Source organism: Roseomonas sp. AR75, assembly GCF_005222815.1.
Lineage (GTDB): Bacteria > Pseudomonadota > Alphaproteobacteria > Acetobacterales > Acetobacteraceae > Falsiroseomonas.
The window spans coordinates 797,430-815,770 of sequence record NZ_STGB01000001.1 but is presented as its reverse complement, the minus strand read 5'-3'; the positions used below and the strand labels follow the sequence as shown (position 1 = coordinate 815,770).

The following is an 18,341-nucleotide window of genomic DNA, read 5'->3' as shown; positions in this document are numbered from 1 at the left end:
GGGCGGAAGCTAGGTTGCGCGCCGAATCCCCGCAACCCACCCGCAAGAAACGGACGCCGGACCGCCATGTGGATCTCTCCCGCCTACGCCCAGGACGCCGCTGGCGGCTCCGCGGCGATCGTCATGCAGCTTCTGCCGCTGATCCTGATCTTCGCCGTCTTCTATTTCCTGCTGATCCGCCCGCAGCAGAAGAAGATGAAGGACCACCGGGAGATGCTGGGCAAGCTCAAGCGCAACGACCGGGTCATCACCGGCGGCGGCATCGTCGGCACCATCAGCAAGGTGCGCGACGACAGCGACGAGATCGAGGTGGAGATCGCCCCCGGCACGCGCGTGACGGTGCTGCGCGGCACCATTACCAGCGTGCTGCAGCCGCCCGCGGCGGCCAACGATCCGAAGCCCGCAGTAACGAAGGGCTGAAAGCAGAGCGGGCCCGGCGCCATGCGGTGCCGGGCCCGTTGCCGCGAAGGGAGCCTTTCCGCCCGGGCGGAAAGGCTCTTTCGATTCAGGCGCTCTGGCCGCTCTTCATCCCGCCCTTCTGCAGCAGGTCGTTCACCACTTCCCAGTTGACCAGCTTGTCCAGGAAGTTCTGCAGGTAGTTCGGACGGACGTTGCGGAAATCCAGGTAGTAGGCGTGCTCCCACACATCCACGCCAAGGATCGGCTGGCCTTCGCCGGTGGAGAGCGGGTTCGCGCCGTTCGGCGTCTTGGTGATCTTCAGCTTGCCGTCACCGCCGACGACCAGCCAGGCCCAGCCGGAGCCGAACTGCGTGACGCCGGCCTGCTTGAAGTCCTCCTTGAACTTCGCGAGGCCGCCGAGGTCGCTGTCGATCTTCGCCTTCAGCGCGCCGGGCAGGTCCTCGCCGCCGCCGCCGGGCTGCAGTACCTGCCAGAACAGGATGTGGTTCCAGTGCTGGCCCGCCTGGTTCAGCACCGGCGTGCCGTCGGCGCCGGCCTTGCCGGCCTCCGCGCAGATCTGCTCGAGCGACTTGCCCGCCAGGCCCTTGCTCTCGATCAGGCCGTTCAGGGCCGTCACATAGGCGTTGTGGTGCTTGCCATGGTGCAGTTCCAGGGTCTCCTGGCACATGCCGTTGGCGGCGAGCGCATTGGTCGAGTAGGGCAGGGGCGGCAGCGTGAAGGGCATGGATCTCTCCCGATGGCACGGATCGGCCGTCGGCTGACCTAGGCGTGGCCGGAAGGAGCGTCAACCACGCTTGCACGCCTTGCCCGTGCCCGTCATCTGCGACGTGATGACACCCCCGCCCACCGACCTCGCCGGCTTCGTCCGCGCGCATGATCCGGATCGCTTCCTCTGCGCGCTGTTCGCCCCGGCGGAGCGGCGCGCGGCGGTCCTGGCGCTCACCGCCTTCAACCACGAACTCGCCCGTGCGCGGGAAGCCGCGAGCAACCCCATCGCCGCGCTGATCCGCCTGCAATGGTGGCGCGAGGCGGTGGAGGAGGCGCAAACCGGCAAGCCGCCGCGCCGGCATGAGGTCGCCGCGCCGCTGCACGCCGCCATCGCGGCCGGCACGCTCGATCCCGCCGACCTGATGACCCTGGTCGATGCGCGCGAGATCGAAGCGGAAGAGGGGGCCATCGCCACCGAACCGGATTTCGTGACCTGGCTTCGCGGCACGGCGGGCGGCTGGTCTGCGGCGGCGGGCCGGGCGCTCGGCACGAGCGCGGAGGCGAGAGAAGTGCTCCGTGCGCTCGGCGCCGCCTATGGGCTGGCGGGGGTGCTGCGCGCGGTGCCGGCGCAGGCGGCGCGCGGCCGCTGCCTGCTGCCGCGCGACAGGCTTGCTGCGGCAGGGCTCAGCGCGGACGCGGTGATCGCAGCACCGGGCGCGCCGGAGGTCGTGGCGCTGCTGCGCGCCTTGGCGGCCGAGGGCCTCGAGGCACTGGCCGGGGCGCGGCGGGACATGCCGCGCACCGCGATAGCCGCCGCGCTGCCCGCGGTGCTGGCGCGTCGCGATTTCGTGCGCCTCGCGAATGGACGGACGGAGGTTGGCCCGAGAGGCCTGGGTGACCGCCTGGCGGTCACCGTGGCAGGTCTGCGCGGTCGGGTGTGACCCGCGCCGGGCTCAGCTGCGGCGCCGGCGCAGGGCGCCGAGGCCGAGCAGGCCGGCGGCGAACAAGCCCAGGCTGGCGGGTTCCGGCACGGCGGCGCCGGATTCAATCGGGATGATATAGACCTGATCGATCACCACATCCTTGGACGGCGCGAGGTTGGTGTTGAAGACGAACTGCACCGTATAGGTGCCGTCGGTCGCGATCTGCGTCGTGCCGGAGAAGGTCTGCCACAGCCTGGCCGGCGCAGCGGAGGCCGCGAAGTCGGCGAGCGTCACGCCGGCAATGCGTCCGACGAAGGTCGCCTCGCCGCGGTTGTTGAACCCGTTCTGCGGCAGGTAGGCGCTGAACCCCATCTGGTAGGTCCCGGCAGTGAGGAAGACGCTCTGCGAGAGCGTCTCGTTCACCGCGTAGTCGTCCACGAAGTAGGCGGCGCGGGTACCGGGGAGGTCCGGGCTGGCGGTGGCCGCGGTGTTGGCGGGCACGCGCTCGCCATAGGCGCCGTTGGGGTAACTCGCGGTGCTGTTGTAGCTGATGATGGACGCCGGGTTCGAGCGCGTGCTGCCGCTCAGCGTCCAGCCGCTGAAACCCAGTTCGAAGCTGCCGTTGACCACGAGGCTGGCAGCGGAGGCAGGCGCGGCAAAGCCGAGCAGGATCGCGGAAGCGAGGGAAAGGCGGCGCATGGTTGGAACCTGTCTGGTGGCATCTCTATGCCCAAAAATTGGTTCCAGTCGCAATATGCGGGAACAACTCCTGACAATTTCTCATCGTCACTTTCGTGGTTACTTGCGAAGGCGAACGCGTGGACCCGCACATGGAAAAGCCCGGGAACATTTGCCCCCGGGCCATCCAGAGCACGATAGTGAAGTGCCGTATCAGGCGCGCCGGCGGCGCACCGCGGCGAGGCCGAGCAGGCCCATGCCGAACAAGCCGAGTGCCGCAGGAGCGGGCACGTCAACCACTGGCGGCGGCGGATTGCCCTCGATCACGTAGACCTGGTCGATCACCACGTCCTTGGACGGGAAGAGGTTCGTGTTGAAGACGAACTTGATCTCGTAGTTGCCGGCCACGAGGATGTCGGTCGCGCCCTGGTAGGACGTCCAGGTCGTGCTCGGCTTCGAGGACACCGTGTAATCCGCGAGGATGACGTCCAGGACCGTGCCAGAGAAGGTCGCGTCGCCCTGGTTGGCATAGCCGTTCGCCGGCGCGTAGGCGCTGAAGCCGATCTGGTAGGTGCCCGGGGTCAGGAAGATGGTCTGCGTCAGGCTCTGATTGGCGGCGAAATCGGTGACGAAATAGGCCGCGCGGCCGCCCACCGCATCGGGCGAGTTGGTCGGCGCGTTGTTCGCGGGAACGGCCTCGCCAAAGGCGCCGTTCGGGTAGGGCTGTGCCGCACCGTAAAAGATGGCGACAGGCGGATAGCCCTGGGTGTCGACGCCGCCGATGGTCCAGCCATTGATCCCGTCCTCGAAGCTTCCATTCGAGACGAGATTTGCCGCTGCGGCGGGCAGGGCGATCACCAGGCTGAGGGCCGTAGAGGCCAGGAACTTGCGCATGGGACGTGGCGCCTTTGCTGATTGTCTTCGCTAAAAGAGACAATGCAATCGCAGTGCCACAAAATCAGACATTGATGGATCAAAGGCTTACACAGCGCGGGCCACTCGCCCCGTAGCGCTGTGTAAGAAATTCTGACGCATCCGCATTTTATAAACTTTAACCAAACGAGACGCGCGTTTTTGGACGCTCCAGGGTCTCGGCCGGTCAGGCGCGGCGGCGTTTCCGTGGGGCCGGCTCGACCTGTGCGGCGCCGTCCCGCGCCAGGATCGGCGCCAGGAACCGGCCGGTGTGGCTTTCCTTCACCGCCGCCACCTGATCCGGCGTGCCGGCGGCCACGATGCGCCCGCCGCCCTCCCCGCCCTCCGGGCCGAGGTCGAGGATCCAGTCCGCGGTCTTGATGACCTCGAGGTTGTGCTCGATCACCACCACCGTGTTGCCCTGCTTCACGAGCGCGTGCAGGACTTCCAGCAGCTTGCGCACGTCCTCGAAGTGCAGGCCCGTCGTCGGCTCGTCCAGGATGTAGAGCGTCCGGCCCGTGGCGCGCCGGGACAGCTCCTTCGACAGCTTGATGCGCTGTGCCTCGCCGCCCGAGAGCGTCGTCGCCTGCTGGCCGAGATGGATGTAGCCGAGGCCGACGTCGCGCAGCACCACCAGCTTGTCGCGGATGGCGGGCACGGCGGAGAAGAACTCCACGCCCTCGTCCACGGTCATGTCCAGCACGTCGGCGATGGACTTGCCTCGGAACTTCACCTCCAGCGTCTCGCGGTTGTAGCGCTTGCCCTTGCAGGTGTCGCAGGTGACGTAGACGTCGGGCAGGAAGTGCATCTCGATCTTCAGCACGCCGTCGCCCTGGCACGCCTCGCAGCGCCCGCCCTTGACGTTGAAGCTGAAGCGGCCGGGCGCGTAGCCGCGCGCGCGGCTGTCCGGCAACTCCGCGAACCAGTCGCGTATCGGGCCGAACAGGCCGGTATAGGTCGCCGGATTGGAACGCGGCGTGCGGCCGATCGGCGACTGGTCGATGTCGATGATCTTGTCGAGATGCTCCAGCCCCTCGATCCGCTCATGCGGCGCCGGCACCTCGCCGCTGCCCATCAGCCGACGCGACGCGGCCTTGAACAAGGTCTCGATCACCAGGGTGGACTTGCCGCCGCCGGAGACGCCGGTGACGCAGGTGAAGGTGCCGAGCGGGATCTCCGCCGAGACGTCCTTCAGGTTGTTCCCCTTGGCGCCGACGACGCGCAGCATGCGCTTCGGGTCGATCCTGCGCCGCGTCTCCGGCATCGGGATGCGGCGAATGCCCGACAGGTATTGGCCGGTGATGCTGGCGGGGTTGCCTTCCACCTCGGCGGGCGTGCCCTGGGCGATGATCTGCCCGCCGCCCTTGCCGGCTGCGGGGCCAATGTCGATCAGGTGGTCGGCACTGCGGATCGCATCCTCGTCATGCTCCACCACCAGCACGGTGTTGCCGATGTCGCGCAGGCGCCGCAGCGTGGCCAGCAGGCGCTCATTGTCGCGCTGGTGCAGGCCGATGGAAGGCTCGTCCAGCACATACAGCACGCCGGTCAGGCCGCTGCCGATCTGCGAGGCAAGACGGATGCGCTGCGATTCGCCGCCGGACAGCGTGGCCGAGGAGCGGCCGAGCGAGAGGTAGTCGAGGCCGACGTCGTTCAGGAACTGCAGCCGCTCCTCGATCTCGCGCAGGATGCGTCGGGCGATCTCGGCGCGCTGTGGCGTCAGCGTCGGCATCACGCCGGCGAACCAGTCGCGCGCGCGGCGGATGGACAGCGCGTTGACCTCGCCGATGTGGCTGCCGGCGACCTTGACGCTGAGCGCCTCCGGCTTCAGGCGATGGCCGTTGCAGGCGGGGCAGGGGCGCTCGGCCTGGTAGCGGGAGAGTTCCTCGCGGGTCCAGGGATTGTCGGTCTCGCGGAAGCGCCGCTCCAGGTTCGGAATCACGCCCTCGAAGGGCTTCTTCACGTCGTAGCCGCGCAGCCCGTCCTTGTAGCGCAGCGTGACCACCTCGCTGCCGGTACCGTTCAGCACGACGTTCCGGAAGGCCTTGGGAAGGTCCTGCCAGGGCGTGGTCATCGCCAGCTTGAAGTGCCGCGCCAGGCTTTCCAGCGTCTGGTCGTAATAGGGCGAGGAAGCGCCGGCCCAGGGCTGAACGGCGCCGTCCTTCAGGCTGCGCGTGTCGTCCGGCACCACCAGCATCGGGTCGAAGAAGGCCTGGGTGCCAAGCCCGTCGCATGTCGGACACGCCCCCTGCGGGCTGTTGAAGCTGAACAGCCGCGGCTCGATCTCCTCGATGGAAAAGCCGCTGACCGGGCAGGCGAACTTCTGGCTGAACACCGTTCTTTCGTTCGTGTCCGCATTGTCGGCATAAGCGATGCCGTCGGCCAGGCCGAGCGCCGTCTCCAAGCTGTCCGCCAGGCGCGACTGCACGCCCTCCCGCACCACCACGCGGTCCACCACGATCTCGATGTCGTGCTTGAATTTCTTGTCCAGCTTCGGCGGCTCGGAGAGCTGATGAACCTCGCCATTCACCTTCACGCGCTCGAAGCCGCGGCGCTGCCACTCGGCGAATTCCTTGCGGTACTCGCCCTTCTTGCCGCGCACCACGGGCGCGAGCAGCAGCAGCCGCGTGCCCTCCTCCATCGCCATGATGCGGTCCACCATCTGGCTGACGGTCTGCGCCTCGATCGGCAGCCCGGTGGCCGGGCTGTAGGGCACGCCGACCCGCGCCCAGAGCAGGCGCATGTAGTCGTGGATTTCCGTAACGGTGCCGACCGTGGAGCGCGGATTGTGGCTGGTGGTCTTCTGCTCGATGGAGATGGCGGGAGACAGGCCCTCGATCGAATCCACATCCGGCTTCTGCATGAGTTGCAGGAACTGCCGCGCATAGGCGCTGAGCGATTCCACGTAGCGGCGCTGGCCTTCCGCATAGATCGTGTCGAAGGCGAGCGAGGACTTCCCCGAGCCCGAAAGCCCCGTGACGACGGTCAGCGTGTCGCGGGGGATGTCGAGGTCGAGGTTCTTGAGGTTGTGCTCGCGCGCGCCGCGAATGCGGATCATGCCGCTCATGGATCACCGGTTCCGCAAAGGGAAACGCGGCCGTGGTCACGACCGCGCGTTCGCATCTTGTTCTCAGGAGGTTTACGCGGTTATAGATGGGCTGGGAAGAGGTTTCGCCAGAGGGTGTCCCCCGTCTCGCAAGACGCATGGCTGGCTTGCGGTCGCCGGCCGGGATAGCCTCCAACCTCAGAAAGCTAGAGGATTCCGACCCATGGCCGGAGTGAACAAGGTGATCCTGCTGGGCCGGCTGGGCCGCGACCCGGAGGTCCGCAACTTCCAGAATGGCGGCCGCGTGGTGAACCTGCGGCTTGCGACCTCCGAACGGTACAAGGACCGCGAGGGCAACATGCAGGAGCGCACCGAGTGGCACTCGGTCGCGATCTTCAACGAGAAGCTCGGCGAGATCGCGGAGAAATACCTGCGCAAGGGCAGCGAGGTGTATCTCGAAGGCCAGCTCGAGACCCGGAAGTGGCAGGACCAGTCCGGCCAGGACCGCTACACGACCGAGATCGTGCTGCGGCAGTTCCGCGGCGAGTTGGCGCTGGTCGGCGGCCGCGGGGGCGGCGGGTCCGACCCGGGGGAGCCCTCGGAGGGTGGGGGCGGCTATGGCGGCGGGCGGTCCTCGGGATCGGGTGAGCGCGGCGGCGGCGGCTGGGACCGCGGCGGCAGTGGCGGCGGTGGCGGCGCGCGCTCCGGCGGTGGCGGACGGGCACCGGCGAAGAGCGACCTGGATGACGACATTCCCTTCTGAGGGCACGGCCGCACCCCGCTGGCGCGCCACGGCCATGCCTCCTGCGTGCGCGGGTTCGGCACCGCGGCCGGCAACAGCTACCGGCAGGCGACGGAGTTCAGCGTCACCTGATCTGAAGCCCGCTGGCCTGGATCGACGCCGGACTCGAATGCAGCTACGCGAACCGCGACGTGCCGAACCCGGTGGTGGCGGGTGCCTGTGGCGGCACCCTGCGCCAGGTCCAGGTTAGCTTCATCGGGCGGTTCTGAGGCGCCGTTCCGCCGCCGCGCCGCGTGCAAGGCCGAGCCCGGCCACGCCCGCGAGCAGCACGGCCAGCGCGCCCGGCGCCGGAACCGGCTCGGGTCCAGGCCCGGGCACCAGCGTCGCTGTGAAGGTGCCGACCGACGAACCGCCCTGCGACGTCACCGAGAAGAAGTCGCCGAACGCCGTGTAGAGGCCCACGGGCATGACCTGTGTGGTGAACCAGATCCCGCCCTGTGTGAGGAACGGCGCGGACGCGGAAAAGACGTTGTCGCTCGGCGTCCCTCCGCCGAAGGACGTCCCAGCCGGCAGCAGGCCGGAGATGGTGCCGTACTGCGCCGAGGTGCCGCTGATGCCGGTCACCAGGCCGCCATTGACGGTCAGCAGCCCGCTGTAGTCGTCGCCGCCGCCGGTCGTGTCCGTGTAGCTGAAGCTGTAGGTCGCCGCCCGCGCCGGCGCGAGGCCGAGGCACAGCGCCGCCAAGCCGGCCAGGATGATGGTCCGCAGCATCGAAGGCTCCCCGCGTGTCGCCGGCAAGGTCGCGCAACCCGGAACGATTGGCCAGCCTCTTCTCCTGTGCGAAGCAGATGCAACCGTTCTGGAACGGAGGTGACCGACGGATTTCTCAAGATTGCGGGGGGATGCCTCTGCAACTTATCTCGTGAGAGCCGGAGGTGTTGATGCCAGGACAGCTGTTGATGCGCTCTGCCCCCTCCCTGCGCGGCTCGGCCGCACCCAGGGGGGCGTTCCTTTGTAGCGTCGCGGTGCTCGGCGGCACCTTGGTGTTCGGCGGCCAGGCTCCGGCGTTCGCCCAGACGGGCGACATCGAGGCCCTGCAGCGGCAATTGCAGCAGATGCAGCAGCAGATGGATGCGATGCGGGCGCAGCTGCGCGACCTGCAGGCGCAGCAGGCGCAGCAGGCGCGTGAGACCGGGCCGGTGCGGCGCCCGCCTGCGCCCGCCCGATCCCGGGTCGAGCCGGCGGCGCCGCGCATAGCGGTGCCGCCGCAGGGCTCCGCGACGCCCGCCGCGGCCGCGGCAGCGCCCACGAGGCCGCCCCCAACATCCCCGGCCGCCTCCACCGTCCCGCCGGGGCGTCTCGCCGACAGCATCGCGATCCCCGGCACCGATGGTCGCGTGCGCGTACGGCTCAGCGGCTTCGTCAAGGTCAACGCGCAGTACGATTTCGACGGGCGCTACAACAGCGACAGCGTCACGACACCGTCCATCCCGCTGGCCAACGCCTCCACCGCGAACCAGGACGGCAACCTGCAGGTCTCCGCCCGGCGCAGCCGCATCCGCTTCGAATCCGAGGTGGAGACCGGCTGGACCGGCGACTGGCGGTTCAGCAACCAGGTCGTCGAGTTCGACTTCGCCGGCTCCGACGCCAGCACGTCCGATGTCGGCACCAGCAACAGCTACGAGCCGCGGCTCCGCCTGGCCTATGTCACGCTCGGGCCGGTGATGATCGGCCAGAACGACAGCCTCTACCTGTTCCCGCCGGAGGCGCAGGCGGAGCGGCTGGACGACGGCACCTTCCTCGGCACATCGAATGTGCGGCAGGTCGGGCTGCGCTACACGGCGAACCTCGCCGCGGGGCTGACCGGCGCGGTCGCGCTGGAGAGCCCGTACAGCGACGTGACCAGCACGGCCACGACCAACATCAGCAACGACAACGGGCAGGGGAGCTTCGTGGGGTCGAACAACGTGCCCGACCTGCTGGCGGCGCTCGACTATCGGCAGGCCTGGGGTGGGCTCGCCGCGCGCGGCGTGGCGCGGCAGATCAAGGTGGACAATCAGGCGGCCAGCGTGGCGAGCCAGCGCTTCACCGAGGAGGTGTTCGGCTGGGGCGCCGGCCTGGGCGGCTGGGTCGAGATGGGGCGGATGATCGGCGCGCTGGAGGGCGATCGGCTCTTCGCCGTGGCGAATTACGGCCGCGGCATCGGCCGCTACCTCGACGGCACCGCGAACGGCTACGGCGCCACGACAAGCTTCGGCCTGCCCGGCACCGCGCCGCAGGACAGCGTTCTGGACGCCGTGGGGGTGACGAGCGGGATGGTCGGCTACCGCCGCGCCTGGAGCAGCACTGTCCGCAGCAACATCGTCGCCTCCTTGGCGCGCTACGACTACGCCTCCTACGTCCGCGGCTTCGCTGGCACGGCCGGCAACACGAACCGGCAGGCGACGGAGTTCAGCGTCAACCTGATCTGGAGCCCGCTGCCCTGGATCGACGCGGGCATCGAATACATCTACGCGAACCGCGACGTACTGAACCCCGCGGTGGTGGGCGCCTATGGCGGCACGGTCAGCCGGATCCAGGCGAGCTTCATCGGGCGGTTCTGATGCGCGGCTCCGCCGTCACGCGCCCCGGCGCCGCGCTGCGCCGAGCCAGGCCAGCCCCGCGAGGAACAAGGCGGCCGAGGCCGGCGCCGGGATCGTTTCCGGTCGAGGTCCCGGGCCGCCCGGGCCGGGCACGAGCTGGATGGAGAAATTGCCGAGCGACGACGTCAGTTGCGACGTCAGCACGGCAAGGTCGCCCAGCGCCTGCAGGTCGCCCGAAGTCGCGTAGAGGATCACGCCGAAGGTCTCCGTCGCGAAGCCGATGCCGTTGACGGAGAGGAAGGGGAAGCTCGTGCCGAAGGCGTTGTCGGTGGTGGGCCCACCGGGGAAGGAAACGCCGGGCGGGAAGAGATCGGTGATGGCGCCATACAGGGCCGACGTGCCGCTCATGGCGGTCACGAAGCCGCCGTTCACCGTCAGGGTGCCGCTGTAGTTGTCGCCGCTGTTGGTGTTGTCGCTGTAGGTGAAGCTGTAGGTCTCCGCCTGGGACGACATCGGGGCAAGGCCGAGCAGCGTGGCCGCGGCGGCGGCAAGGATCAGCGTGCGGAGCATCGGACATCCCCTGGTTGGTGCCGGCCGGCGGTAGCGGCGCAGCCTACCCGTCAGATTTGTCTCCTCCGCAACGATTTTCCAGCCTTGCCCCGGCCCGGCGCGCGGCTGCAGGGAACGGTAACTCAGCCGCGCCCGGCGCCAGGAAAACCCGCGGAATCAACGGCTCGCCTCGCGCCGACCCCGGTTTGTGCCGGGCCGCCCCCGGGCCTATATAGGGCGCTGAATTCGACCCGCCGCGATCGGCCGGAGTCGGGCTGGCGCTTGCCTCGCGCAGTGCCGACCTGCGACGCGTCCGCGGTGCATGGCAGGGGCCGCCGCCAACCTGCCTAGAGGATCACGGCTTGAGCGATACCACGCCCGAGGACCCCAACGGCCCATCCGACATCGCGCCCGTCGGGCTCGAGGAGGAGATGCGGCGGTCCTACCTGGACTATGCGATGTCCGTCATCGTCTCGCGCGCGTTGCCGGATGCGCGGGACGGGCTGAAGCCGGTGCACCGGCGCATCCTGTTTGCCATGCACGAGGCCGGCTATACCTTCGACAAGCCGCACCGGAAATCGGCGCGCGTCGTCGGCGACGTCATGGGCAAGTACCACCCGCATGGCGACAGCGCGATCTACGACGCGATGGTGCGGATGGCGCAGCCCTTCTCCATGCGCGTGCCGCTGATCGACGGCCAGGGCAACTTCGGCAGCATGGATGGCGATGCGCCCGCGGCGATGCGCTACACCGAGGTCCGCCTGGCGCGCTCCGCCGCCGCCCTGCTGGAAGGCATCGAGGAGGACACGGTCGACTTCGTCGCGAATTACGACGAATCGGCCGAGGAGCCGCGTGTGCTGCCGGCCGCCTATCCGAACCTCCTGGTGAACGGCGCGGGCGGCATCGCGGTGGGCATGGCGACGAACATCCCCACCCACAATCCGGGCGAGGTGATCGACGCCACGCTGAAGCTGATCGAGGAGCCGGACACCTCGCTGCAAGACCTCATGCGCATCATCCCCGGCCCGGACTTCCCGACGGGCGGGCTGATCCTCGGCCGTGCCGGCATCCGCTCCGCCTTCGAGACGGGCCGCGGCTCCATTCCGCTGCGCGCCCGCGCCGCGATCGAGGAGATGCGCGGCGGGCGGTCCATGATCGTGGTCAGCGAAATCCCCTACCAGGTCAACAAGGCGAACCTGATCGAGAAGATCGCGGAGCTCGTCCGCGCTAAGGCGATCGAGGGCATCTCCGACCTGCGCGACGAGAGCGACCGGGACGGGCTGCGCATCGTCGTTGAGCTGAAGAAGGACGCGACGCCGGAAGTCGTGCTGAACCAGCTCTACCGCTTCACGCAGCTCCAGACCTCCTTCGGCGTGAACTTCGTCGCGCTCGACGAGGGGCGGCCGAAGCAGATGGGGCTGAAGGACGCGCTGCTGGCCTTCATCCGGTTCCGCGAGGAGGTGATCAGCCGGCGCAGCCGCTTCCGCCTGAACAAGGCGCGCGACCGCGGCCACACCCTGATCGGCCTGGCCGTGGCGGTGGCGAACATCGACGAGGTGATCGCGCTGATCCGCGCCGCACCCGATGCGGCCGCTGCCCGCGTCGCGCTGATGGCACGCGACTGGCCCGCGGCCGATATCGGCCCGCTGCTCGCGCTGGTGGACGACCACCGCAACATGCTGACCGAGGCCGGTACGGTCCGACTGACCGAGGACCAGGCGCGCGGCATCCTGGACCTGCGGCTGCAGCGCCTGACCGGGCTGGAGCGCGAGAAGATTGCGCAGGAGCTGTCCGAGGTCGGCGCGTCGATCCGCGAGTTGCTGGAGATCCTGGGCTCCCGCCCCCGCCGGCTGGAGCTGATGGCGCAGGAACTGCTGGCCGTGCGCGCGCAGATCGCGACGCCGCGCATGACGGAGATCGTGGACGGCATCGCCGACCAGGACGATGAGAGCCTGATCGAGCCGGGCGTGATGGTCGTCACCATCACGCGCGACGGCTATGTCAAGCGCACCGGGCTCGACGTGTTCCGCGCGCAGAACCGTGGCGGCCGTGGCCGCAGCGCGGCAGGACGGCGCGAGGACGACATCGTCGTCCGCTCCTTTGTCGCCCACACCCATCAATGGGTGCTGTTCTTCACCAGCCGCGGCATGGCCTTCCGCGAGAAGGTCTGGCAGTTGCCGGAAGGCGGCGCGACCGGGCGCGGGCGCAGCCTGCGCCAGGTGCTGCAACTGCAGGCCGAGGAATCCGTCACCGCGGTGCTGCCGCTGCCCCAGGACGAGACCCTGTGGGAGAACCTCCATCTCGTCTTCGCCACGGCCGGCGGCAATGTCCGGCGCAACAAGCTGTCGGACTTCCGCAACGTGCGCGCCGTCGGGCTGATCGCGATGAAGCTGGACGAGGGGGACAGCCTGATCGGTGTCGCGACCTGTCGTGAAGGCGATGACGTGATGCTCGGCTCGCGCCGCGGCCGTGCCATCCGCTTCCAGGCGGAGAGCGACACGCTGCGCGTTTTCGCCGGGCGCGACAGCACCGGCGTGCGCGGGCTGCGCCTGCTGGGCGACGATGCGGTGATCTCGCTGGCCGTGCTGCGCCATGTCGAGGCGAGCCCGGGCGAGCGCCTGACCTACCTCCGCTGGGCCACCCAGAAGCGTCGCGCGGCCGGAGAGGACGTGGCCGAGCCGAACGGCACCGAGGGACCGGTGGTCGAAGCGGTGGGCGAGGCGGTCGAGGAAGAGGTCGTGCCGCAGGAGAAGCTCGACGCGATGGAAGCGGCGGAGGAGGTGGTGCTGACGGTCACCGACCGCGGCTTCGGCAAGCGCAGTTCGGCCTACGAATACCGCGTGACCGGTCGCGGCGGGCAGGGCATCACCGGCATCACCCTCACGCCACGCACAGGGCGGGAGGTCGTGGCCACCTTCCCGGTGCGCTCCGGCGACGACGTGATGCTGGTGACCGATGCCGGCCGCCTGATCCGCCTTCCGGCCGACCAGGTGCGCATCACCGGCCGCACCGCGCAGGGCGTCACGCTGCTGCGCCTGGACGATGGCGAGCGCGTCACCTCCTGCTTCCCCGTGATGGAGGACGAGGCGCCATCCAACGGCGAGAATGGCGAGAACGGCGCCGCCGAGGACAACGGCGCGGGGACAACGGAACCCGACACGCAATGAGCATGCAGCGCATCGGCCTCTATCCCGGCACCTTCGACCCGGTGACGAACGGCCATCTGGATGTCATCGGCCGCGGCGCGCGGCTGCTGGACAGGCTGGTGGTCGGTGTCGCCATCAATGCAGGGAAGGGGCCGCTGTTTCCGCTGGAGGAACGGGTCGAGCTCGTCCGCAACGAGACGCAGCGCATCGCCGCCCGCACCGGCTGCGATGTGGTGGTGCAGCCCTTCACCGGCCTGCTGATCGGCTTCGCCAAGGAGGTGGGCGCGCAGATGATCCTGCGCGGCCTGCGCGCCGTCACCGATTTCGACTACGAATTCCAGATGACCGGCATGAACCGCCGCCTGGACCCGGAGATCGAGACCGTCTTCCTGATGGCCAGCGAGACGAACCAGTTCATCTCCTCGCGCTTCGTGAAGGAGATCGCGATGCTCGGGGGCGACATCTCCAGCTTCGTCCCCGCGCTCACCCTCGAACGCACGCTCGCCCGCGTGCGCAAGCACAAGGACGCCGCCGAATGATCCTTCCGTTCCGCCGCCGTGCGCTGCTCGGCGCGGCGCTCGCCCTGCCGGCGGTCGCGCCGCGTCTCGCCGTCGCCCAGCCGACCAACCCCGAGAATACGCTGGTGATGGAGCTGAAGGACGGCGAGGTGCGCATCCTGATGCTGCCGGAACTCGCGCCGAGGCATGTGGAGCGCATCCGCACCCTGACGCGGCAGGGCTTCTACAACGGCACCGCCTTCCATCGCGTGATCGAGGGCTTCATGGCCCAGGGCGGCGATCCCACGGGCACGGGCACCGGCGGGTCCCCGCTGCCGAACCTGCCGGCCGAGTTCTCCCCGCCCAGTCGGGCGCGCTTCCTGCGCGGCACCTGCGGCATGGCCCGCACGCAGGATCCGAACACGGCGAACAGCCAGTTCTTCATCATGTTCGCCCCGGCGCCGTTCCTGGACGGCCAGTACACCATCTGGGGAAGGGTGGTTTCCGGGATGGACGCGGTGGACAAGATAAAGCGTGGCGTCGGCCAGAGCGGCATCGTCCCGCCGCCGCCCGACCGTATCCGCCGCATGCGGGTGGCGGCCGACCAAGGCTGAGCCTATTTGGGTGCAACATTTGCGTCGGTGTGCGATATGCCGGCGCCCCAGTGCAGGATCGTACCGATGAGCGAAACGAGCCCCGCCCCCGAGAACACGCTGCTGCTCGAGCTCAAGGACGGGACGGTCACGATCGAACTGCTGCCCGACCTTGCGCCGAAGCATGTCGAGCAGATCAAGGCGCTCGCCGCGCGCGGCTTCTATGACGGCACGCCCTTCCACCGGGTGATCGACGGCTTCATGGCCCAGGGCGGCGATCCCACCGGCACCGGCACCGGCGGTTCGGACATGCCGGACCTGCCGGCGGAATTCAGCCCGCCGGGCAAGGCGCGCTTCGTCCGCGGGACATGCGGCATGGCGCGCACCAACAACCCGAACAGCGCGAACAGCCAGTTCTTCATCATGTTCGCCCCGGCTTCGAGCCTGGACGGTCAGTATACCATCTGGGGCCGCGTCGTGTCGGGCATGGACGTGGTCGACAAGATCAAGCGGGGCGGCGGCCCGAACGGGATCGTGCGGGAGCCGGATGTCGTGCAGTCGATGAAGGTCGGCGCCGCCGCGCCGGCTGCCGAGCCCGAGAAGCCGGCGGAAGGTGCCGCCGGGGTTGACAGCGCCCCCGCCGCGGACGCCTAAAGCGCCCGCCGCCGCGGGACCGTCGCGCGCGGCAGGACGAGCCCGTAGCTCAGCCGGTAGAGCACGTGACTTTTAATCATGGGGTCGTGGGTTCGAGTCCCACCGGGCTCACTTCATCGTCCATCGAAGATGGACGATGAAGTGATCCGTTTTGGGTGCCCTCAGGCGCCGGGCGCGGCCTTCGGCCGCTTGGCTCGCCGCACCGGCGGCGGCCGCCATTCGGCGGCTCGGCTGCCTGTGGCAGCCGCCATCTCGTTGAACTTTCCAGGTCGGCATATCGGCGTGTGGTCATGACCCTCCGCCCCGCACAACTCTCCGTCGTCATCCCCGTCTACCGCGAAGCCGCCAATGTCGTGCCGATGGTGGAGCGGCTGGATGCGGCGCTTGCCGGCATCGCCTGGGAAGCGGTGTTCGTGGATGACGACAGCCCGGATGGCACCGCGGCTGCCGTGCGCGCCATCGCCGCGCGCGACCCGCGCGTCCGCTGCATCCGCCGGGTCGGCCGGCGCGGCCTGGCCTCGGCCAGCATCGAGGGGATGCTCTCCGTCTCGTCCCCCTTCGTCGCCGTGATGGATGGCGACCTGCAGCATGACGAGACCATCCTTCCGGCCATGCTTCGCGCGGTGGAGCAGGGCGCGGACATCGCCATCGGCTCGCGCCATGTCGCGGGCGGCGCCGCCGCGGACGGATTCTCGGCGGCGCGCGGCGCGCTCTCCGATGCGGGCACGCGGCTGGCGCAGGCGCTGCTGCCGGTGCGGGTCGCCGATCCGATGAGCGGTTTCTTCCTGCTGCGGCGCGAGCTGGTGGAGCAGGCGGCGCCGCGCCTGACCGGCCGGGGCTTCAAGATCCTGCTCGACCTGCTGCTGACCGTGCCGAAGACGGTGGCGGTGGTGGAGATCCCCTACGCCTTCCGCGCGCGGGAGCATGGCGATTCGAAGCTCGACGCCACGGTGCTGATGGAATTCGGCGGCCTGCTGCTGGACAAGGCGACGGGCGGCCTGGTGCCGCTGCGCTTCGTCGCCTTCGCGGCCGTCGGCGCGATCGGCGTCCTGGTCCACATGGCCGCGCTGGCGTTGCTCGTCTCGGCCGGCTTCGCCTTCGGCCCGGCGCAATGGGGCGCGACGCTGGTCGCGATGACGGCGAATTTCGTGCTGAACAACCGCATCACCTATCGCGATGCGCGGCTGCGCGGCGCCGCGCTGTGGCGTGGCCTGGTGCTGTTCTATTTGGTCTGCGGCATCGGCGCGGCGGCGAATGTGGGCATTGCCAGCGTCCTGGTGCGCGACGGCGTGCTGGCCTGGGGCCTGGCGGGGGCGGCGGGCGCGCTGATCACGGTGGTCTGGAACTATGCGGTGTCCTCGACCCTGGTGTGGCGGGCGCGCTGACGGATGAATCCGTGGCTGCTTGCACTGCTGGCGGTCACCGCACTGCGGCTGGTCGTTGCGGGCGTCACGCCGTTGGCGCCCGACGAGGCGTATTACTGGGTCTGGTCGCGCGTGCTGCAGCCCGGCTATCTCGACCACCCGCCGATGATCGCCTTCTTCATCCGCGCGGGCACCTTGCTGGTCGGCGAGAATGCACTCGGCATCCGCCTGCTCGGCCCGATCGGGCTGGCGGTCGCCAGCCTGATGCTGGCGGACGGCGCGAACCGGCTGTTTCCCGCGCAGCGGCCGGGCGCCTGGGCGGCGGCGCTGTTCAACGCCACGCTGATCGTCGGCGTGGGCGGCATCCTCGCCACGCCGGACACGCCGCTGCTGGTGTTCTGGTGCGCGGCGCTCTGGGCGCTCACGCGGGTTCACGCGGATGGCGATGGGCGCTGGTGGCTCGCCTTCGGGCTGTTCTGCGGCCTGGCGTTGCTCTCGAAATACACCGCCGCGCTGCTCGGGGCGGGCGCGGTCGCCTGGCTTGCCGCCTGCCGCCCCGCCTGGCGCTGGTGGCGCGACTGGCGGCTATATGTCGGCGGCGTGCTCGCGTTGCTGGTCTTTTCGCCTGTCATCGCCTGGAACGCCGCGCATGGCTGGGCGAGCTTCGCCAAGCAGGGCGGCAGGGCAGGGGTGGACACGCCCGGCGTGACGCTCCGCTACCTCGGCGAGCTGGTGGGCGGCCAGTTCGGCTTGGCAACGCCGCCGATCTTCATCCTGTGCTGCGCCGGGCTGGGCCTGGCGGTGGCGGCGTGGTGGCGGCGGGGCGATGCCGGCGCGGCGCTGCTGACCGCGATGGTGCTGCCCGGCACGGCGATCTTCCTGTGGCAGGCCACCGGCAGCCGCGTGCAGGGCAACTGGCCCGCCATCCTCTATCCCGCCGCGTGCATCGCCGCGGCCGCCTTCACGCCGCGCCGCCTGATAGGCTGGCGCCGGCCAGCGCTTGCGCTCGGCGCGGTGCTGGCGCTCGCGGCCTATGTGCAATCCGCCTTCGCACCCATTCCCCTGCCGCGTCGGCTGGATCCGACGCTGGCGCGCCTCGGCGGCTGGGACGACTTCGCGACCGCGGTCGAGGCGGAACGCGAGCGGCTCGGCGCGGCCTTCGTCGCTGCGGAGGAATACGGCCTCGCGGCGCAACTCGCGCTGCGGTTGCCGCCTGGCGTGCCTGTCATGGCGCTGAATCCCAGATGGACGCTTTTCAACCTGCCGCAGCCCCGCCCGGGCGTAACCGGCTTGCTGGTGCAGAGCGAACGGCGTGACAGTGCGCCGGACTGGCCGCAGGCCGAGCCTGTCCCGCGCGCCGAGGGATCGCTGGTGCGTGCCCGCAGGGGCATCGAGGCGGAGCGCTACCGCGTCTTCCGCGCCGAGACCCGGCCGGACCAGCCGGCCACTGCCCTCCTGCCCCGCCCCGAGCCTTGACGCGGGGTGAAGCCGACCGAACCTTATCCGGGAAGGCCACCGGACCGCGGAGAC

General features: G+C 69.5%; 16 protein-coding genes and 1 tRNA gene. 11 read left to right on the top strand and 6 right to left on the bottom strand.

What is annotated here, in order from left to right; translation table 11 throughout:
* The first annotated feature begins 66 nt into the window (after window positions 1-66).
* Window positions 67-420 (top strand): preprotein translocase subunit YajC, encoded by a 354-nt coding sequence (gene yajC / locus E4T13_RS03740; RefSeq protein ID WP_137176878.1) that lies wholly within the window; start codon window positions 67-69, stop codon window positions 418-420.
* Between the two features lie 85 nt (window positions 421-505).
* Here the strand turns inward: yajC and E4T13_RS03735 are convergent, their stop codons facing one another.
* Entirely contained in the window at window positions 506-1,144 is a 639-nt protein-coding gene (locus tag E4T13_RS03735) for a superoxide dismutase (protein WP_137176877.1), read from the bottom strand.
* A 70-nt stretch (window positions 1,145-1,214) separates the two neighbouring features.
* Between E4T13_RS03735 and E4T13_RS03730 the strand changes: the two genes are divergently transcribed.
* Window positions 1,215-2,069 (top strand): squalene/phytoene synthase family protein, encoded by an 855-nt coding sequence (locus tag E4T13_RS03730; protein ID WP_240790973.1) that lies wholly within the window; start codon window positions 1,215-1,217, stop codon window positions 2,067-2,069.
* Window positions 2,070-2,081: 12 nt separating this feature from the next.
* On the opposite strand, the gene E4T13_RS30160 is transcribed toward E4T13_RS03730, so the two are convergent.
* From E4T13_RS30160 to uvrA, 3 genes are all read right to left on the bottom strand, one after another.
* Window positions 2,082-2,750, bottom strand: a complete 669-nt coding sequence (locus E4T13_RS30160; protein WP_206030062.1) for a PEP-CTERM sorting domain-containing protein — start codon at window positions 2,748-2,750, stop codon at window positions 2,082-2,084.
* A 192-nt stretch (window positions 2,751-2,942) separates the two neighbouring features.
* Complete coding sequence (locus tag E4T13_RS03720) at window positions 2,943-3,623, bottom strand: PEP-CTERM sorting domain-containing protein (RefSeq protein WP_137176876.1); 681 nt, start codon at window positions 3,621-3,623, stop codon at window positions 2,943-2,945.
* A gap of 205 nt (window positions 3,624-3,828) precedes the next feature.
* A complete protein-coding gene (gene uvrA / locus E4T13_RS03715; RefSeq protein ID WP_137176875.1) occupies window positions 3,829-6,705 on the bottom strand; it encodes an excinuclease ABC subunit UvrA in 2,877 nt (958 codons plus the stop codon).
* Window positions 6,706-6,907: 202 nt separating this feature from the next.
* Between uvrA and ssb the strand changes: the two genes are divergently transcribed.
* On the top strand, window positions 6,908-7,447 hold the full coding sequence (ssb, locus tag E4T13_RS03710; RefSeq protein ID WP_137176874.1) for a single-stranded DNA-binding protein: 540 nt from the start codon (window positions 6,908-6,910) through the stop codon (window positions 7,445-7,447).
* 231 nt (window positions 7,448-7,678) lie between these two features.
* On the opposite strand, the gene E4T13_RS03705 is transcribed toward ssb, so the two are convergent.
* A complete protein-coding gene (locus E4T13_RS03705; RefSeq protein ID WP_137176873.1) occupies window positions 7,679-8,197 on the bottom strand; it encodes a hypothetical protein in 519 nt (172 codons plus the stop codon).
* Window positions 8,198-8,385: 188 nt separating this feature from the next.
* On the opposite strand from E4T13_RS03705, the gene E4T13_RS03700 reads away from it, so the two are divergent.
* Entirely contained in the window at window positions 8,386-10,029 is a 1,644-nt protein-coding gene (locus tag E4T13_RS03700) for a DcaP family trimeric outer membrane transporter (RefSeq protein WP_137176872.1), read from the top strand.
* 15 nt (window positions 10,030-10,044) lie between these two features.
* Here the strand turns inward: E4T13_RS03700 and E4T13_RS03695 are convergent, their stop codons facing one another.
* The gene (locus E4T13_RS03695; protein WP_137176871.1) at window positions 10,045-10,578 is read right to left on the bottom strand and encodes a VPLPA-CTERM sorting domain-containing protein; all 534 of its coding nucleotides are present in this window, start codon (window positions 10,576-10,578) and stop codon (window positions 10,045-10,047) included.
* Between the two features lie 410 nt (window positions 10,579-10,988).
* Here E4T13_RS03695 and gyrA point away from each other — a divergent pair, with 410 nt between their 5' ends.
* The 7 genes from gyrA to E4T13_RS03660 all read left to right on the top strand — a co-directional run bounded on the left by gyrA (window position 10,989) and on the right by E4T13_RS03660 (window position 18,287).
* Entirely contained in the window at window positions 10,989-13,724 is a 2,736-nt protein-coding gene (gyrA, locus tag E4T13_RS03690) for a DNA gyrase subunit A (protein WP_170984864.1), read from the top strand.
* Window positions 13,721-14,242 carry a pantetheine-phosphate adenylyltransferase gene (gene coaD, locus E4T13_RS03685; RefSeq protein WP_206030061.1) on the top strand — a complete coding sequence of 174 codons (522 nt, stop codon included), beginning with the start codon at window positions 13,721-13,723 and terminating at the stop codon, window positions 14,240-14,242. Before gyrA ends, coaD begins: the two co-directional genes overlap by 4 nt.
* Complete coding sequence (locus E4T13_RS03680) at window positions 14,239-14,814, top strand: peptidylprolyl isomerase (RefSeq protein ID WP_137176869.1); 576 nt, start codon at window positions 14,239-14,241, stop codon at window positions 14,812-14,814. Before coaD ends, E4T13_RS03680 begins: the two co-directional genes overlap by 4 nt.
* Before the next feature lie 66 nt (window positions 14,815-14,880).
* Complete coding sequence (locus E4T13_RS03675) at window positions 14,881-15,447, top strand: peptidylprolyl isomerase (RefSeq protein ID WP_137176868.1); 567 nt, start codon at window positions 14,881-14,883, stop codon at window positions 15,445-15,447.
* A 38-nt stretch (window positions 15,448-15,485) separates the two neighbouring features.
* Window positions 15,486-15,558, top strand: a tRNA-Lys gene (locus E4T13_RS03670).
* Window positions 15,559-15,737: 179 nt separating this feature from the next.
* Complete coding sequence (locus tag E4T13_RS03665; RefSeq protein WP_137176867.1) at window positions 15,738-16,832, top strand: glycosyltransferase family 2 protein; 1,095 nt, start codon at window positions 15,738-15,740, stop codon at window positions 16,830-16,832.
* A 3-nt stretch (window positions 16,833-16,835) separates the two neighbouring features.
* Complete coding sequence (locus E4T13_RS03660) at window positions 16,836-18,287, top strand: glycosyltransferase family 39 protein (RefSeq protein ID WP_137176866.1); 1,452 nt, start codon at window positions 16,836-16,838, stop codon at window positions 18,285-18,287.
* Window positions 18,288-18,341 lie beyond the last annotated feature (54 nt).

Bases quoted from the DNA above. Each gene is read 5' to 3' on its own strand.
- gyrA (WP_170984864.1), top strand. From the start codon at position 10,989: ATGCGGCGGTCCTACCTGGACTATGCGATGTCCGTCATCGTCTCGCGC.
- E4T13_RS03720 (WP_137176876.1), bottom strand. From the start codon at position 3,623: ATGCGCAAGTTCCTGGCCTCTACGGCCCTCAGCCTGGTGATCGCCCTG.
- E4T13_RS03680 (WP_137176869.1), top strand. From the start codon at position 14,239: ATGATCCTTCCGTTCCGCCGCCGTGCGCTGCTCGGCGCGGCGCTCGCC.
- ssb (WP_137176874.1), top strand. From the start codon at position 6,908: ATGGCCGGAGTGAACAAGGTGATCCTGCTGGGCCGGCTGGGCCGCGAC.
- E4T13_RS03735 (WP_137176877.1), bottom strand. From the start codon at position 1,144: ATGCCCTTCACGCTGCCGCCCCTGCCCTACTCGACCAATGCGCTCGCC.
- E4T13_RS03695 (WP_137176871.1), bottom strand. From the start codon at position 10,578: ATGCTCCGCACGCTGATCCTTGCCGCCGCCGCGGCCACGCTGCTCGGC.
- E4T13_RS03660 (WP_137176866.1), top strand. From the start codon at position 16,836: ATGAATCCGTGGCTGCTTGCACTGCTGGCGGTCACCGCACTGCGGCTG.
- uvrA (WP_137176875.1), bottom strand. From the start codon at position 6,705: ATGAGCGGCATGATCCGCATTCGCGGCGCGCGCGAGCACAACCTCAAG.
- E4T13_RS03705 (WP_137176873.1), bottom strand. From the start codon at position 8,197: ATGCTGCGGACCATCATCCTGGCCGGCTTGGCGGCGCTGTGCCTCGGC.
- yajC (WP_137176878.1), top strand. From the start codon at position 67: ATGTGGATCTCTCCCGCCTACGCCCAGGACGCCGCTGGCGGCTCCGCG.
- E4T13_RS03675 (WP_137176868.1), top strand. From the start codon at position 14,881: ATGAGCGAAACGAGCCCCGCCCCCGAGAACACGCTGCTGCTCGAGCTC.
- coaD (WP_206030061.1), top strand. From the start codon at position 13,721: ATGAGCATGCAGCGCATCGGCCTCTATCCCGGCACCTTCGACCCGGTG.
- E4T13_RS03665 (WP_137176867.1), top strand. From the start codon at position 15,738: ATGACCCTCCGCCCCGCACAACTCTCCGTCGTCATCCCCGTCTACCGC.
- E4T13_RS30160 (WP_206030062.1), bottom strand. From the start codon at position 2,750: ATGCGCCGCCTTTCCCTCGCTTCCGCGATCCTGCTCGGCTTTGCCGCG.
- E4T13_RS03700 (WP_137176872.1), top strand. From the start codon at position 8,386: ATGCGCTCTGCCCCCTCCCTGCGCGGCTCGGCCGCACCCAGGGGGGCG.